The organism is Leclercia sp. GLN_9, from assembly GCF_043105735.1.
GTDB lineage: Bacteria > Pseudomonadota > Gammaproteobacteria > Enterobacterales > Enterobacteriaceae > Enterobacter > Enterobacter adecarboxylatus.
Genome location: NZ_JBICLV010000006.1, coordinates 1 through 14,804, shown reverse-complemented (window position 1 = coordinate 14,804; position 14,804 = coordinate 1). Strand labels below are relative to the sequence as shown.

The following is a 14,804-nucleotide window of genomic DNA, read 5'->3' as shown; positions in this document are numbered from 1 at the left end:
CATGACCACAACATTACGCCCGCACGACTTAATCTGGCTCACCGCGCGTGACGCGCTGGTAGGCATCACCGAATCCTGGGTGGATGCGGCCTGGCACACCGGATTGCCGGTGGTGGTGCGGCGTGATGTTGATAGCGAAGGCCGTATCCCCGTTGGCGTGCGCGGATTGCGCCGCGACCAGCGGGCGGCCGGATGGGTGAAGCCAGAACGCGTAACGCGCGTGGTTTCGCCCGAATCGCTGAGCGTAACGGCCGAGCTGCTACGCTCACCCTTTGTGACGCAGCCACCCGTTCAGGTGGCGCTGCAACTTTCTCAGCAGCCGTGGCCGTGGGCGTGGGGCATTACCGGCAGCACAGGCTACGCGCTGGCGACCGGCATTCCGGTTATCCATGCCGACAGCGATCTCGACCTGCTGATCCGCGCTCCGCACCCAGTCTCCCCCGACGCGTTTGCCGCCTGGCAAGCCCAGCTTAGCCGCGCGCTGTGCCGGGCAGACACGCAGGTGGATACGCCCGAGGGCGGCTTTGCGCTGGCGGAATGGCTGCGCGACGGCAAAACGCTGCTGAAAACCCGCCGCGGGCCACGTCTGGTGACGGACCCGTGGCACAGGGAGGCGTGATGAAAATACTGTTTACTTTTCCGGGGCAGGGCACACAGCATGAAGGCATGCTGCAAAACCTGCCGGGCACTGAACTGGCGCAGGCGCGCGAGGTGTTGGGAACGGAGGTTGATACGCTGGATAGCGCAGCTTCGTTATCCCATACCCGCGCGGTGCAGCTTTCGCTACTGATAGCCGGTGTCGCCTGGGCGCGCGAGCTTGAGCGACGCGGCGTGACGCCGGATATCGTCAGCGGGCTGTCCATTGGCGCATACCCGGCGGCGGTTATTGCGGGCGCGCTGGACTTCACCGACGCGCTTAGGCTGGTCGCACTGCGTGGCGACCTGATGGAGCAGGCCTATCCGCACGGCTATGGCCTGACGGCGATTATGGGCTTGACCCTGCCGCAAGTGGAACAGCTTATCGAAGGTACCGGCACCTATATCGCCAACCTGAATGCGGAGACGCAGATTGTGATCGCCGGTGCCGATGACGGCATGGCGCAGGTAGCCGAGCGTGCGCTGGCGAAAGGGGCGAACAAAGCCAAAAGACTGACGGTCAGCGTGCCGTCGCACTGCGCGCTACTGGCGGAACCGGCGCAAAAACTTGTCGAGGCGTTCAGCCGGGTCACGCTCTCTCGTCCCCGCTGCGCATACCTGAGCGGCAGCACCGGCCGCGTGTTGTGGCAGCCGGAGAAGATCGCCGACGATCTGGCGATGAATATGGCCCGCACCGTACGCTGGCAGGAGGCGGTGATTGCCGCTAACGAGCGTGAAGCGCGGCTGGCTATTGAGATGCCGCCCGGCGGCATATTGACCTGCTTAACGCGTCAGGCGGCCTGGGAAGGGGAGTCAGTCTCTCTGGAACGAAGCGGGATTGACGTCGCGGTGCATTTGGCGCGGCGTCTTAAGGATTAGCGTTCTGCTCAAGGCGGCGGGCGTACATGCGGCCTTCCGCCGCCAGCGCCCGCAGGCCTGGATCCTGCTCGCGGTTGCGGGCAAAGACGATGGCGATCAGCTGTTGCATCTGATACGGCTGCGCCAGCTTCAACAGCTGCACCGAGTTTTCATACACTTTCTTCATCCTGCCCGGCATCAGCGTAAAGCCGACACCCGCCTGCACCAGGCTCAGCATCGAGAAAATATCATTCACCCGGGTGACGATCTCCGGCTCGAATCCGGCGATATGAAACGCCTCCTGAAACCCGGCGTAGGTGGCAAAGCCCTCGGCGAGAGCCACGAATTTCTGATTTTTATAGTCGCGTAAATCCGCCAGCGCTTCGGTATTCAGCTGCGCCGAGGCGGGAGCGGCAAGAAAGATATCGTCGTGGAACAAGGGCAGCACTTCGAGGTGATTGCGGTCAATTTCGCTTTCAGAGAGGGAGATGAGAATGGCATCCAGCGAGCCTTCATCCAGCATGTGTAACAGAGTCTCGTTGGATCCCATGGTGAGATCCATCTCCAGATCCGGGCGGCGCAGCTTCATGCCCATAATTAACTGCGGAACCGTCTCGAGCGTCAGGGAGTAGAGCGTCCCAACCCGCAGACGGCCCTGACCAACGCCGGCCGTTTTGCGCGCCTCTTCCAGCCCGCGCTCCATGACCTGCATCACCTCCTGGCAGTACTCAAGCAGCGTCCAGGCAGCGGGCAGGGCAATCAGATTACGGCCTTTGTGCGTGAACAGCGGACAGCGAACGTTCTCTTCCAGGGTATGCAAGGCGCGATGGACGCTGACCCCACTGAGGTTCAGCACCTCAGCAGCACGGGCAATATTGCCCGTCTCCATAAATGTCATGAAGATGCTAAGTTTGCGAAATGTAATTTCGCTGGTCAGGTCAGGTATCATCGCCCCTCCACCGGGTCAGTCGCTCTGGAGCATCCCTTCGAGCTGTTCCTGCGCGTCCAGCCAGGCCATTTCACACTCTTCAAGGCTGGATTTGGTTTTGGCCTGTATTTGCAGGCACTCGGTTAGCTCGGCTTTGCGCGACTGGTCATACAGACCGCTGTCGCCCAGCTTCTCTTCTACGGCCTCAAGCGTGGCGTTGAGCTTCTCCATCTCTTTTTCCAGACGGGTGATCTCTTTACGCAGCGGCTGGGTTTGCGTGCGCAGCTCCGCGTCGCGTCGCTTCTGGTCTTTACGCGCCTGGGCGCTGTTGGCGTTATCTTTGGCCCCTTCCGCAGGCTGGCTTTCCTGCTTCTGCACGTCGCTCAGCCACTGCTGGTAATCTTCCAGATCGCCGTCGAAAGGCTCCACTTTGCTGTCGTGCACCAGATAAAGATCGTCAGTGGTGGAACGCAGCAGGTGCCGGTCGTGCGAGACCACCACCAGCGCGCCTTCGAATTCGATTAAGGCTTCGGTCAGGGCCTGGCGCATGTCCAGATCCAGGTGGTTAGTTGGTTCATCGAGCAGCAGCAGGTTCGGACGCTGCCAGACGATGAGGGCCAGCACCAGACGCGCTTTTTCGCCGCCGGAGAAGCGCCCGGTATTCTCGGTCACTTTATCGCCCTGGAAGCCGAAGCCACCCAGGTAGTCGCGCAGCTTCTGCTCCATCTCCTGTGGTGCCAGACGCGCCAGGTGCTGCAGCGGCGATTCATCCGCGCGTAAATATTCCAGCTGATGCTGGGCGAAGTAGCCCAGCTTAATGCCCTTCGCCAGACCAATATCGCCGCGGAACGGGGCCAGTTCACCCGCCAGTAGCTTAATGAGGGTGGATTTACCGGCACCGTTGCGCCCGAGCAGACCGATACGGGAACCCGGAACCAGGTTGAGCTTAATGGAATCAAGAATGATGCGGTCACCATAACCAGCGCTGACCTTTTCCATCTTCAGCAGAGGGTTAGGCAGGCTTTCCGGCGCCCGGAAGCTAAAGTGGAACGGGTTGTCGACGTGTGCCGGGGCAATCATCTCCATACGTTCCAGCATCTTGATACGGCTCTGGGCCTGTTTGGCTTTGGAGGCTTTGGCCTTGAAGCGATCGACAAAGCTTTGCAGATGCGCCACCCGCTGCTGCTGGCTTTCGTACATCGCCTGCTGCTGGGAGAGTCGCACCGCGCGCTGGCGCTCAAACGAGCTGTAGTTGCCGGTGTATTCGAACATCGACTCCTGTTCGATATGAATAATTTTGTCTACCACCGGGTCGAGGAAGTCACGGTCGTGAGAGATCAGGATCAGCGTGCCCTGATAGCTCTTCAGCCACTTCTCCAGCCAGATGACGGCATCCAGATCGAGGTGGTTAGTCGGTTCATCGAGCAGCAGCAGATCGGAGCGGCAGATCAGCGCCTGGGCCAGGTTAAGACGCATGCGCCAGCCACCGGAGAAGTCGCTAACCGGACGTTCCAGCTGTTCATTGCTGAAACCCAGACCGTGCAGAAGCATGGAGGCGCGGGAGCGGATAGTCCAGGCGTCGATGGCGTCGAGTTTGCCGTGGACGGTGGCAATCGCGTGGCCATCGTTGCGTTCGTTGGCGGCATTAAGTTCAGCTTCCAGTTTGCGGTACTCCCGGTCGCCGTCAATAACATAGTCCATTGCCGGTACGCTCAGCGCGGGCGTCTCCTGGTTCACCCAAGCCAACTGCCAGTTGCCAGGGTAGGTAAAGTTACCGCCGTCAGCACTGATCTCGTTTTTCAGCAATGACAGTAACGTGGATTTACCGCAGCCGTTTTTGCCCACCAGGCCTACTTTCTGGCCCGGGTTAATGGTGGCTGTAGCGTTGTCCAGCAGGACGCGTACGCCGCGACGAATTTGTAATGAGGAGAAAACAATCATAGAGCGCCGTATGTTCCGACTATGTTAAGTTGTCATTATAATCAGGTTAAATGTGCCGCCACGCGCCGCGTGGGTGTGCCATGGTAGCCCAAAATAACAGTGATGACGACCCGGGAGAGGAATGATGTCCCAGACAGCAAAAGTGCTGCTGCTGTATGCCCATCCAGAGTCTCAGGACTCGGTCGCTAACCGGGTTTTGCTCCAGCCGGCATTACGGCTCAGTAATGTAACGGTGCACGATCTCTACGCGCACTACCCCGATTTTTTTATCGACATCCCTTATGAGCAGGCGCTGCTGCGCGAGCACGACGTCATTGTGTTCCAGCATCCGCTTTATACCTACAGCTGCCCGGCGCTGCTGAAAGAGTGGCTGGACCGCGTGCTGAGCCGGGGCTTTGCCAGTGGGGTGGGAGGAAACCAGCTGGCGGGAAAGTACTGGCGGAACGTTATTACTACCGGCGAGCCGGAGAGTGCGTATCGTCACGATGGGCTTAACCGCTATTCGATGAACGATATCCTGCGCCCGTTCGAGCTGACGGCGGCCATGTGCCACATGCACTGGCTAAGTCCGATCATTATCTACTGGGCGCGTCGGCAGCATCAGGATGAGCTGGCCAGCCATGCCAAAGCCTACGGTGACTGGCTGGCTGCACCCAATCTGACGGGAGGCCACTGATGGAGGGTTCCGATCTGTTGCTGGCGGGCGTGCTGTTTCTGCTCGCCGCCGTGGTGGCGGTGCCGCTGGCTTCGCGACTGGGTATTGGCGCGGTGCTCGGCTATCTGCTGGCGGGTATCGCCATTGGCCCCTGGGGGCTGGGGTTTATCAGTGATGTGGACGAAATCCTGCACTTCTCGGAGCTGGGTGTCGTCTTTCTGATGTTTATTATCGGCCTGGAGCTGAACCCGGCAAAGCTCTGGCAGCTACGGCGTTCCATCTTCGGCGTGGGTGCTGCCCAGGTTATCGGTAGTGCGGTGATCCTCGGCGGCCTGCTGATGCTGGCTCAGTTCTCCTGGCAGGCGGCGGTGGTTGGCGGGATTGGGCTGGCGATGTCCTCAACCGCCATGGCGTTACAGCTGATGCGCGACAAAGGCATGAACCGCAACGAAACGGGGCAGCTGGGTTTCTCCGTGCTGCTGTTTCAGGATCTGGCGGTGATCCCGGCGCTGGCCCTGGTTCCGCTGTTGGCGGGATCAGGCGACGAGCATTTCGACTGGATGAAAATCGGCATGAAGGTGCTGGCCTTTGGCGGCATGCTGGTGGGCGGACGTTATCTGCTGCGTCCGGTGTTCCGCTTTATTGCGGCGTCCGGGGTGAGGGAAGTGTTTACCGCCGCCACGCTGCTGCTGGTGCTGGGTTCGGCGCTGTTTATGGATGCGCTGGGGCTATCGATGGCGCTGGGAACCTTTATTGCCGGCGTACTGCTGGCGGAAAGTGAGTACCGGCACGAGCTGGAAATTGCCATCGACCCGTTTAAGGGGTTGCTGTTAGGGCTGTTCTTCATCTCGGTTGGCATGGCCTTGAATCTTGGCGTGCTTTACACCCATATCCTGGCCGTATTGCTGGGCGTTGCGGTGCTGATCGCCGTCAAAATGCTGGTGCTGTACGTGCTGGCGCGGGTATACGGTCTGCGTTACCCGGAGCGTGCGCAGCTTGCCGGGGTGCTGAGCCAGGGGGGAGAGTTCGCTTTTGTGCTCTTCTCCACAGCATCGTCCCAGAGATTGTTCCAGCATGACCAGATGGCGCTGCTGCTGGTGACCGTCACGCTGTCAATGATGACCACACCGTTGTTAATGAAGCTGATCGATAAGCGGCTTTCCCGACGCCTGAATGCACCGGAAGATGAACATGAAGCGCCCTGGGTGGATGATGATAAACCGCAGGTCATTGTGGTGGGCTTCGGGCGCTTTGGGCAGGTGATTGGCCGCCTGCTGATGGCGAATAAAATGCGCGTGACGGTGCTGGAGCGTGATATCAGCGCGGTTAACCTGATGCGCAAGTACGGTTACAAGGTCTATTACGGTGATGCCACTCAGGTGGAACTCCTGCGGTCGGCCGGGGCAGAAGCAGCGGAGTCGATTGTTATCACCTGTAATGAGCCGGAAGACACCATGAAGCTGGTGCAGATCTGCCAGCAGCATTTTCCGCATCTGCATATCCTGGCGCGAGCGCGCGGGCGTGTAGAGGCACATGAGCTGCTCCAGGCCGGGGTAACGCAATTTACCCGTGAGACCTTCTCTAGTGCGCTGGAGCTGGGGCGCAAAACGTTAGTGACGCTGGGTATGCATCCGCATCAGGCCCAGCGCGCGCAGTTACATTTTCGCCGTCTGGATATGATGATGCTGCGCGAGTTGATGCCGGTGCATACCGACACGGTGCAAATTTCCCGGGTGCGGGAAGCGCGCCGCGAGCTGGAAGAGATCTTCCAGCGTGAGATGCAGCAGGAGCGTCGGCAGCTGGACGGCTGGGATGAATTTGAATAACGAGGTAGAGAATGGCGGTACGTAAACGCTTTATCGCCGGTGCGAAATGCCCGGCCTGTCAGGCTCAGGATACTCTGGCCATGTGGCGAGAGAATAATATCGATATTGTTGAGTGTGTTAAGTGCGGACACCAGATGCGTGAAGCGGATAAAGAGGTTCGCGAGCATGTTCGCAAAGAAGAGCAAGTGATAGGGATTTTTCATCCCGACTAGCGATATGCCCTGAGTTTTTTTAAGCTAAAGGGTACACGGGTGCAGATTTCCGTTACAATCTGCGCCAGCAATTTTCCCACGCTCAGGAGATATCATGAAAGTAGCAAAAGACCTGGTGGTCAGCCTGGCCTATCAGGTACGTACAGAAGACGGTGTGTTGGTTGATGAGTCTCCGGTGAGTGCGCCGCTGGACTACCTGCACGGTCACGGTTCCCTGATTTCCGGTCTGGAAAACGCGCTGGACGGTCACGAAGTTGGCGACAAATTTGACGTTGCTGTAGGCGCAAACGACGCTTACGGTCAGTACGATGACAACCTGGTGCAGCGCGTTCCTAAAGACGTGTTCATGGGCGTTGACGAACTGCAGGTTGGCATGCGTTTCCTGGCTGAAACTGACCAGGGTCCGGTTCCAGTAGAAATCACTGAAGTTGAAGATGACCACGTTGTGGTTGATGGCAACCACATGCTGGCTGGCCAGAACCTCAAGTTCAACGTTGAAGTGGTTGCAATCCGCGAAGCCACCGAAGAAGAGCTGGCTCACGGCCACGTTCACGGTGCGCACGGCCATGACCACGATCACGGTCACGATGGTTGCTGCGGCGGTCACGGCCACGATCACGACCATGGTCACGACCACGGTAAAGGTGGTTGCGGTAATGGCGGTTGCGGTTGCCACTAAGCTTCACGGCTTCAGGCACAAAAAAGCGGGATTAATCCCGCTTTTTTTACGTCTCAATAGTGAGGCGGCGGCGTCTCTTCTGACTGTGACGCAATGTGCGATGACTGCGACGCTTTCACTTTTTCGGTTAACAGACGCAGCAGATCCCGCAGTTTGGCCATTTCCAGCTCGTGGGCCGTTACGGTCTGATTTAGCTCATCGATGGTGATCTCCTGAAAAGCCAGTCGGCTTTCAAGTTCAGCCAGTCGTGCTTCCATATCGTTATCCTGCATGATTCACCTCGTTGGTCTTGTTTAGCCCGTCCGGGGCTTGCGGCGGCGGATTTTACCCGAGATTATCCTCACGCGCAGTAAACATCCCTGCGCTAAGAAACTAATTTAAACAAAAATAGTCTGAAATGTGGTGCTAATCAGAGGCGTCTACCTGTAGATTTGTTCCTCAACGTTTTATAGTACGCTTCTCATTTACGCTTAATACGGGGTGAGAGTCCCCGGCCCTGGAGAAATGGATGAAATCACTGTTTAAAGTAACGCTGCTGGCGACCACGATGGCCGTCGCTCTGCATGCGCCGCTGACTTTCGCTGCCGATACTGCAGCAAAGCCTGCTGCGACTGCTAACAGCAATGCGGCGTTCAAAAATGACGACCAGAAATCAGCCTACGCACTGGGCGCATCTCTGGGCCGTTACATGGAAAACTCTCTGAAAGAGCAAGAAAAACTGGGCATCAAACTGGATCAGGCGCAACTGATCGCCGGTGTTCAGGATGCCTTTGCTGATAAGAGCAAACTGTCAGACCAGGAAATCGAGCAAACTCTGCAGGCTTTCGAAGCGCGCGTGAAAGGCGCAGCGCAGGAGAAGATGGAGAAAGACGCGACCGAGAACGAAACGAAGGGTAAAGCTTACCGTGACGCTTTCGCTAAAGAGAAAGGCGCGAAAACCTCTGCTACTGGCCTGGTCTACAAAGTAGAGAAAGAAGGTACCGGCGACGCGCCGAAAGACAGCGATACCGTAGTTGTGAACTACAAAGGTACCCTGACTGACGGTAAAGAGTTCGATAACTCTTACACCCGTGGTGAGCCGCTCTCCTTCCGTCTGGATGGTGTTATCCCGGGCTGGACTGAAGGCCTGAAGAACATCAAGAAAGGCGGTAAAATCAAGCTGGTCATCCCACCAGATCTGGCTTACGGCAAAACTGGCGTCCCGGGTATCCCGGCTAACTCCACGCTGGTATTCGATGTAGAGCTGCTGGACATTAAGCCAGCCCCGAAAGCGGATGCTAAGCCGGACGCGAAGCCAGAAGCGTCAGCAGAAGCCACCAAGAAGTAAATCGGTAACAACCGCCGCCCCTGAAGCGGCGGTTTTTTATTATGGTGCAGATATAATTAACACTGGAAGCGCTAACTACGCTGTATTAATTTAGTTGCCCGTGTAAATAATGAGCCTGCCCTGAAAACCTACCGACAGGCTCCTGAAAAGGAGTGTTTTTTTCATGACCAGGTCGCTTTTAACCAACGAAACCAGCGAACTTGATTTGCTGGATCAGCGTCCTTTCGATCAGACCGATTTCGATATTCTGAAATCCTACGAAGCGGTAGTGGACGGGTTAGCGATGCTCATTGGGTCCCACTGCGAAATCGTATTGCACTCCCTGCAAGATCTGAAATGTTCTGCCATCCGCATTGCCAATGGTGAGCATACTGGCCGTAAAATTGGCTCGCCAATCACCGACCTTGCACTGCGTATGCTGCACGACATGACCGGTGCGGACAGCAGCGTCTCAAAATGTTATTTCACCCGCGCGAAGAGCGGTGTCCTGATGAAGTCCGTGACGATTGCCATCCGCAACCGCGATCATCGGGTGATTGGCTTGCTGTGCATCAATATGAATCTCGATGTGCCGTTCTCCCAGATCATGAACACCTTCATTCCGCCAGAAACACCGGATGTTGGATCCTCTGTTAACTTTGCCTCCTCGGTTGAAGACCTCGTCACCCAGACGCTGGAATTCACCATCGAAGAAGTCAATGCCGATCGCAATGTGTCCAACAATGCCAAGAATCGCCAGATCGTGCTTAACCTCTACGAGAAAGGCATTTTTGATATCAAAGATGCGATTAACCAGGTAGCGGATCGTCTCAATATCTCTAAACACACGGTGTATCTCTATATCCGTCAGTTTAAAAGCGGCGATTTCCTGGGGCACGAGAAGTAATGCGTTTCGCGTTAATGGTGACAGGACCGGCTTACGGTACGCAGCAGGCCAGCAGTGCGTTGCAATTTGCGCGCGCGCTGCTTGCCGCCGGGCACGAGCTGGTCAGCGTCTTTTTTTATCGGGAAGGTGTCTATAACGCCAACCAACTGACGTCTCCTGCCTCTGATGAGTTTGATCTGGTGCGTGCATGGCAATCGCTAAACCAGCAGCACGGGGTTGCTCTGCACATCTGTGTGGCGGCGGCGCTCCGTCGTGGCGTAAGCGATGCGAACGAAGCACAGCGCCTGGGCCTGCCAGCTGCCAACCTTAATGACGGCTTTTCACTGAGTGGCCTCGGGGCGCTGGCCCAAGCCGCATTAACCTGCGACCGAATGGTGCAATTCTGATGAACCGCGTGGCTTTTGTTTTTTCCTCTGCTCCGCATGGCAGTGCCGCCGGAAGGGAAGGGCTGGATGCGTTACTGGCGACTTCTGCACTGACGGAAGAGATCGGCGTATTTTTTATCGGCGACGGCGTATTCCAGCTGCTTACCGGCCAGCAGCCGCAAGTCGTGCTGGCGCGTGACTACATCGCGACCTTTAAAGTTCTGCCGCTGTATGACATAGAGACGTTTTACGTTTGTGCCGCCTCCCTGCAGGCGCGCGGTCTGAATGAAAACACGCCCTTTGTTCTCGACGCCACGGTGGTGGAGCCAGAGGTACTGCGTGAACATCTCTCCCGGTTCGACACTATCCTGACATTCTGAGGCCGTCATGCTCCATACTCTGAGCCACTCCCCCTGGCACTGCGACATCGAAAGTCTGTTAAGAATGGTGCGTGAAGGCGACGCCCTGCTGCTTATCCAGGATGGCGTTCTGGCGGCGGTGGAGGGCAGCCGCTTTGTTGATCTTCTCAATAATGCCCCCATCTCTGTCTCTGCGCTTAAAGATGACATCGAGGCTCGCGGCCTGACTGGTCAAATTTCAGCCAGTATTGACGTGGTTAGCTATACTGATTTCGTTAATCTGGTTGTCCAGCACGCTGGCCAAATGAACTGGTGATGTGAGATCGCTGTATATTTCTTGACACCTTTTCGACGTAGCCCTAAAATTTCGCGTCCTCATATTGTATGAGGTCGTTTTATTACGTGTTTACGAAGCAAAAGCTAAAACCAGGAGCTATTTAATGGCAACAGTTAACCAGCTGGTACGCAAACCACGCGCTCGCAAAGTTGCAAAAAGCAACGTGCCTGCGCTGGAAGCCTGCCCGCAGAAACGTGGTGTATGTACTCGTGTGTATACCACCACTCCTAAAAAACCAAACTCCGCACTGCGTAAAGTCTGCCGTGTGCGTTTGACTAACGGTTTTGAAGTGACTTCCTACATCGGTGGTGAAGGTCACAACCTGCAGGAACACTCCGTGATCCTGATCCGTGGCGGTCGTGTAAAAGACCTTCCGGGTGTTCGTTACCACACCGTTCGTGGTGCGCTTGACTGCTCCGGCGTTAAAGACCGTAAGCAATCTCGCTCTAAGTACGGCGTGAAACGTCCTAAGGCTTAATGGTTCTCCGTTAAGTAAGGCCAAACTGATTTATCTTAATGTCACACTAAACTCTTAGAGTTTTGGACAATCCTGAATTAACAACGGAGTATTCCCATGCCACGTCGTCGCGTCATTGGTCAGCGTAAAATTCTTCCAGATCCGAAATTCGGATCAGAACTGCTGGCAAAATTTGTAAATATCCTGATGGTAGATGGTAAAAAATCTACTGCAGAAGCAATCGTATACAGCGCGCTTGAGACCCTGGCTCAGCGTTCTGGTAAAAATGAACTGGAAGCTTTCGAAGTCGCTCTCGACAACGTTCGCCCGACTGTAGAAGTTAAGTCCCGCCGCGTTGGTGGTTCTACTTATCAGGTTCCAGTTGAAGTTCGTCCGGTTCGTCGTAATGCTCTGGCAATGCGTTGGATCGTTGAAGCTGCTCGTAAACGCGGTGATAAATCCATGGCTCTGCGTCTGGCGAACGAACTTTCTGATGCTGCAGACAACAAAGGTACTGCAGTTAAGAAACGTGAAGACGTTCACCGTATGGCAGAAGCCAACAAGGCGTTCGCACACTACCGTTGGTAATCCCTTCGGAGTATTAGTCACCAGGCGGGCGCTTCAGCGAAGCAGCCCGCTTTGGGTTACTTAACTGAACGCCTAAAAAGATAAACGAGGAATCAAATGGCTCGTACAACACCCATCGCACGCTACCGTAACATTGGTATCAGTGCGCACATCGACGCCGGTAAAACCACTACTACCGAACGTATTCTGTTCTACACCGGTGTAAACCATAAAATCGGTGAAGTTCACGACGGCGCCGCTACCATGGACTGGATGGAGCAGGAGCAGGAGCGTGGTATTACCATTACCTCCGCAGCGACTACTGCATTCTGGTCTGGTATGGCTAAGCAGTATGAACCGCATCGCGTAAACATCATCGACACCCCGGGGCACGTTGACTTCACCATCGAAGTAGAACGTTCCATGCGTGTTCTGGATGGTGCGGTAATGGTTTACTGCGCAGTTGGTGGTGTTCAGCCACAGTCTGAAACCGTATGGCGTCAGGCAAACAAATACAAAGTTCCACGCATCGCGTTCGTTAACAAAATGGACCGTATGGGTGCTAACTTCCTGAAAGTTGTTGGTCAGATCAAATCCCGTCTGGGCGCGAACCCTGTTCCGCTGCAGCTGGCAATTGGTGCTGAAGAAGGTTTCACCGGCGTAATCGACCTGGTGAAAATGAAAGCCATCAACTGGAACGAAGAAGATGCAGGCGTAACCTTCACCTACGAAGATATCCCAGCAGACATGCAGGACCTGGCTGACGAATGGCACCAGAACCTGATCGAGTCCGCAGCGGAAGCTTCTGAAGAGCTGATGGAAAAATACCTGGGTGGTGAAGAACTGACTGAAGAAGAGATCAAAAAAGCTCTGCGTCAGCGTGTTCTGAACAACGAAATCATCCTGGTAACCTGTGGTTCTGCGTTCAAGAACAAAGGTGTTCAGGCGATGCTGGATGCGGTAGTTGACTACCTGCCATCCCCGGTAGACGTTCCTGCGATCAACGGTATCCTGGACGACGGTAAAGACACGCCGGCTGAGCGTCACGCAAGTGATGAAGAGCCGTTTGCTGCTCTGGCGTTCAAAATTGCTACCGACCCGTTCGTAGGTAACCTGACGTTCTTCCGTGTGTACTCTGGTGTGGTTAACTCCGGTGACACCATCCTGAACTCCGTGAAAGCTGCACGTGAGCGTTTCGGTCGTATCGTACAGATGCACGCGAACAAACGTGAAGAGATCAAAGAAGTTCGTGCGGGCGACATCGCTGCTGCTATCGGTCTGAAAGACGTGACTACTGGTGACACCCTGTGTAACCCAGATCACCCAATCATTCTGGAGCGTATGGAGTTCCCAGAGCCGGTAATCTCTATCGCCGTTGAGCCGAAAACCAAAGCTGACCAGGAAAAAATGGGTCTGGCTCTGGGCCGTCTGGCTAAAGAAGACCCATCATTCCGCGTATGGACTGATGAAGAATCTAACCAGACCATCATCGCTGGTATGGGTGAACTGCACCTGGACATCATCGTTGACCGTATGCGTCGTGAATTCAACGTTGAAGCTAACGTAGGTAAACCTCAGGTTGCTTACCGTGAAGCGATTCGTCAGAAAGTTTCCGATGTTGAAGGTAAACACGCTAAGCAGTCCGGTGGTCGTGGTCAGTATGGTCACGTTGTGATCGACATGTACCCACTGGAGCCAGGCTCTAACCCGAAAGGTTACGAGTTCATCAACGACATTAAAGGTGGTGTGATTCCTGGTGAATACATCCCTGCCGTTGATAAAGGCATCCAGGAGCAGCTGAAGTCTGGTCCACTGGCTGGTTACCCGGTAGTAGACATGGGTGTTCGTCTGCACTTCGGTTCTTACCATGACGTTGACTCCTCTGAACTGGCGTTTAAACTGGCTGCTTCTATCGCCTTTAAAGAAGGCTTTAAGAAAGCGAAACCAGTTCTGCTTGAGCCGATCATGAAGGTTGAAGTAGAAACTCCTGAAGAGAACACCGGTGACGTTATCGGTGACTTGAGCCGTCGTCGCGGTATGCTGCGTGGTCAGGAATCTGAAGTAACTGGCGTTAAGATCCACGCTGAAGTTCCGCTGTCTGAAATGTTCGGATATGCAACTCAGCTGCGTTCTCTGACCAAAGGTCGTGCATCATACACCATGGAATTCCTGAAGTATGATGATGCGCCGAACAACGTTGCTCAGGCCGTAATTGAAGCCCGTGGTAAATAATCCACAGGATTAAAACCTAAGTCCCGTGCTCTCTCCAAAGGGGAGAGCACTATAGTAAGGAATATAGCCGTGTCTAAAGAAAAATTTGAACGTACAAAACCGCACGTCAACGTTGGTACTATCGGCCACGTTGACCACGGTAAAACTACTCTGACCGCTGCAATCACTACCGTTCTGGCAAAAACCTACGGTGGTTCTGCTCGTGCATTCGACCAGATCGATAACGCACCAGAAGAAAAAGCTCGTGGTATCACCATCAACACTTCTCACGTTGAATATGACACCCCGACTCGCCACTACGCACACGTAGACTGCCCGGGCCACGCCGACTATGTTAAAAACATGATCACCGGTGCTGCGCAGATGGACGGCGCGATCCTGGTTGTTGCTGCGACTGACGGCCCAATGCCTCAGACCCGTGAGCACATCCTGCTGGGTCGTCAGGTAGGCGTTCCTTTCATCATCGTGTTCCTGAACAAATGCGACATGGTTGATGACGAAGAGCTGCTGGAACTGGTTGAGATGGAAGTTCGTGAACT

Annotated in this window: 18 protein-coding genes; 15 read left to right on the top strand and 3 right to left on the bottom strand. The window is 55.4% G+C overall.

Going from position 1 to position 14,804, the window contains the following annotated elements; translation table 11 throughout:
- Position 1 precedes the first annotated feature (1 nt).
- Entirely contained in the window at positions 2-619 is a 618-nt protein-coding gene (locus tag ACF8PE_RS03850) for a malonate decarboxylase holo-ACP synthase (protein WP_392494615.1), read from the top strand.
- Positions 619-1,515 (top strand): malonate decarboxylase subunit epsilon, encoded by an 897-nt coding sequence (gene mdcH / locus ACF8PE_RS03845; protein ID WP_103793240.1) that lies wholly within the window; start codon positions 619-621, stop codon positions 1,513-1,515. Before ACF8PE_RS03850 ends, mdcH begins: the two co-directional genes overlap by 1 nt.
- Here the strand turns inward: mdcH and ACF8PE_RS03840 are convergent.
- Positions 1,505-2,443 carry a LysR family transcriptional regulator gene (locus ACF8PE_RS03840; protein ID WP_032614746.1) on the bottom strand — a complete coding sequence of 313 codons (939 nt, stop codon included), beginning with the start codon at positions 2,441-2,443 and terminating at the stop codon, positions 1,505-1,507. The two genes, mdcH and ACF8PE_RS03840, sit on opposite strands and share 11 nt — an antisense overlap.
- Before the next feature lie 15 nt (positions 2,444-2,458).
- On the bottom strand, positions 2,459-4,363 hold the full coding sequence (locus tag ACF8PE_RS03835) for an ABC transporter ATP-binding protein (protein ID WP_392494614.1): 1,905 nt from the start codon (positions 4,361-4,363) through the stop codon (positions 2,459-2,461).
- Between the two features lie 121 nt (positions 4,364-4,484).
- Between ACF8PE_RS03835 and kefG the strand changes: the two genes are divergently transcribed.
- From kefG to slyD, 4 genes are all read left to right on the top strand, one after another.
- Positions 4,485-5,039, top strand: a complete 555-nt coding sequence (kefG, locus tag ACF8PE_RS03830) for a glutathione-regulated potassium-efflux system ancillary protein KefG (protein ID WP_032614742.1) — start codon at positions 4,485-4,487, stop codon at positions 5,037-5,039.
- Positions 5,039-6,844 carry a glutathione-regulated potassium-efflux system protein KefB gene (gene kefB, locus ACF8PE_RS03825; RefSeq protein WP_289896986.1) on the top strand — a complete coding sequence of 602 codons (1,806 nt, stop codon included), beginning with the start codon at positions 5,039-5,041 and terminating at the stop codon, positions 6,842-6,844. The genes kefG and kefB overlap by 1 nt, the downstream gene beginning before the upstream one ends.
- 11 nt (positions 6,845-6,855) lie before the next feature.
- Positions 6,856-7,056, top strand: coding sequence for a YheV family putative zinc ribbon protein (locus ACF8PE_RS03820; RefSeq protein WP_032614738.1), 201 nt, complete (start codon positions 6,856-6,858; stop codon positions 7,054-7,056).
- Positions 7,057-7,150: 94 nt separating this feature from the next.
- Entirely contained in the window at positions 7,151-7,735 is a 585-nt protein-coding gene (gene slyD, locus ACF8PE_RS03815; protein ID WP_032614736.1) for a peptidylprolyl isomerase, read from the top strand.
- Between the two features lie 53 nt (positions 7,736-7,788).
- Here the strand turns inward: slyD and ACF8PE_RS03810 are convergent, their stop codons facing one another.
- The gene (locus ACF8PE_RS03810; protein ID WP_032614734.1) at positions 7,789-8,007 is read right to left on the bottom strand and encodes a protein SlyX; all 219 of its coding nucleotides are present in this window, start codon (positions 8,005-8,007) and stop codon (positions 7,789-7,791) included.
- Between the two features lie 236 nt (positions 8,008-8,243).
- On the opposite strand from ACF8PE_RS03810, the gene fkpA reads away from it, so the two are divergent.
- The 9 genes from fkpA to ACF8PE_RS03765 all read left to right on the top strand — a co-directional run.
- Positions 8,244-9,062 (top strand): FKBP-type peptidyl-prolyl cis-trans isomerase, encoded by an 819-nt coding sequence (fkpA, locus tag ACF8PE_RS03805; RefSeq protein WP_032614732.1) that lies wholly within the window; start codon positions 8,244-8,246, stop codon positions 9,060-9,062.
- Positions 9,063-9,225: 163 nt separating this feature from the next.
- Complete coding sequence (locus ACF8PE_RS03800) at positions 9,226-9,948, top strand: transcriptional regulator (protein WP_032614730.1); 723 nt, start codon at positions 9,226-9,228, stop codon at positions 9,946-9,948.
- Positions 9,948-10,334: a sulfurtransferase complex subunit TusD gene (gene tusD / locus ACF8PE_RS03795; protein WP_032614728.1), complete on the top strand. Its 387-nt coding sequence runs from the start codon at positions 9,948-9,950 to the stop codon at positions 10,332-10,334. Before ACF8PE_RS03800 ends, tusD begins: the two co-directional genes overlap by 1 nt.
- Positions 10,334-10,693 carry a sulfurtransferase complex subunit TusC gene (gene tusC / locus ACF8PE_RS03790; RefSeq protein WP_077226875.1) on the top strand — a complete coding sequence of 120 codons (360 nt, stop codon included), beginning with the start codon at positions 10,334-10,336 and terminating at the stop codon, positions 10,691-10,693. Before tusD ends, tusC begins: the two co-directional genes overlap by 1 nt.
- A gap of 7 nt (positions 10,694-10,700) precedes the next feature.
- Positions 10,701-10,988, top strand: a complete 288-nt coding sequence (tusB, locus tag ACF8PE_RS03785; RefSeq protein WP_032614726.1) for a sulfurtransferase complex subunit TusB — start codon at positions 10,701-10,703, stop codon at positions 10,986-10,988.
- A gap of 124 nt (positions 10,989-11,112) precedes the next feature.
- Complete coding sequence (gene rpsL, locus ACF8PE_RS03780; RefSeq protein WP_003023654.1) at positions 11,113-11,487, top strand: 30S ribosomal protein S12; 375 nt, start codon at positions 11,113-11,115, stop codon at positions 11,485-11,487.
- A 96-nt stretch (positions 11,488-11,583) separates the two neighbouring features.
- Positions 11,584-12,054, top strand: a complete 471-nt coding sequence (gene rpsG, locus ACF8PE_RS03775; RefSeq protein WP_004106370.1) for a 30S ribosomal protein S7 — start codon at positions 11,584-11,586, stop codon at positions 12,052-12,054.
- 96 nt (positions 12,055-12,150) lie between these two features.
- Positions 12,151-14,265: an elongation factor G gene (fusA, locus tag ACF8PE_RS03770; protein WP_032614724.1), complete on the top strand. Its 2,115-nt coding sequence runs from the start codon at positions 12,151-12,153 to the stop codon at positions 14,263-14,265.
- Between the two features lie 69 nt (positions 14,266-14,334).
- On the top strand, positions 14,335-14,804 hold a 470-nt coding region (locus ACF8PE_RS03765; RefSeq protein WP_072250843.1), incomplete at its 3' end, for a GTP-binding protein.

Bases quoted from the DNA above. Each gene is read 5' to 3' on its own strand.
- ACF8PE_RS03810 (WP_032614734.1), bottom strand. From the start codon at position 8,007: ATGCAGGATAACGATATGGAAGCACGACTGGCTGAACTTGAAAGCCGA.
- ACF8PE_RS03850 (WP_392494615.1), top strand. From the start codon at position 2: ATGACCACAACATTACGCCCGCACGACTTAATCTGGCTCACCGCGCGT.
- ACF8PE_RS03820 (WP_032614738.1), top strand. From the start codon at position 6,856: ATGGCGGTACGTAAACGCTTTATCGCCGGTGCGAAATGCCCGGCCTGT.
- fusA (WP_032614724.1), top strand. From the start codon at position 12,151: ATGGCTCGTACAACACCCATCGCACGCTACCGTAACATTGGTATCAGT.
- tusC (WP_077226875.1), top strand. From the start codon at position 10,334: ATGAACCGCGTGGCTTTTGTTTTTTCCTCTGCTCCGCATGGCAGTGCC.
- tusD (WP_032614728.1), top strand. From the start codon at position 9,948: ATGCGTTTCGCGTTAATGGTGACAGGACCGGCTTACGGTACGCAGCAG.
- kefB (WP_289896986.1), top strand. From the start codon at position 5,039: ATGGAGGGTTCCGATCTGTTGCTGGCGGGCGTGCTGTTTCTGCTCGCC.
- ACF8PE_RS03840 (WP_032614746.1), bottom strand. From the start codon at position 2,443: ATGATACCTGACCTGACCAGCGAAATTACATTTCGCAAACTTAGCATC.
- fkpA (WP_032614732.1), top strand. From the start codon at position 8,244: ATGAAATCACTGTTTAAAGTAACGCTGCTGGCGACCACGATGGCCGTC.
- kefG (WP_032614742.1), top strand. From the start codon at position 4,485: ATGATGTCCCAGACAGCAAAAGTGCTGCTGCTGTATGCCCATCCAGAG.
- tusB (WP_032614726.1), top strand. From the start codon at position 10,701: ATGCTCCATACTCTGAGCCACTCCCCCTGGCACTGCGACATCGAAAGT.
- rpsG (WP_004106370.1), top strand. From the start codon at position 11,584: ATGCCACGTCGTCGCGTCATTGGTCAGCGTAAAATTCTTCCAGATCCG.
- ACF8PE_RS03800 (WP_032614730.1), top strand. From the start codon at position 9,226: ATGACCAGGTCGCTTTTAACCAACGAAACCAGCGAACTTGATTTGCTG.
- ACF8PE_RS03835 (WP_392494614.1), bottom strand. From the start codon at position 4,363: ATGATTGTTTTCTCCTCATTACAAATTCGTCGCGGCGTACGCGTCCTG.
- rpsL (WP_003023654.1), top strand. From the start codon at position 11,113: ATGGCAACAGTTAACCAGCTGGTACGCAAACCACGCGCTCGCAAAGTT.
- mdcH (WP_103793240.1), top strand. From the start codon at position 619: ATGAAAATACTGTTTACTTTTCCGGGGCAGGGCACACAGCATGAAGGC.
- slyD (WP_032614736.1), top strand. From the start codon at position 7,151: ATGAAAGTAGCAAAAGACCTGGTGGTCAGCCTGGCCTATCAGGTACGT.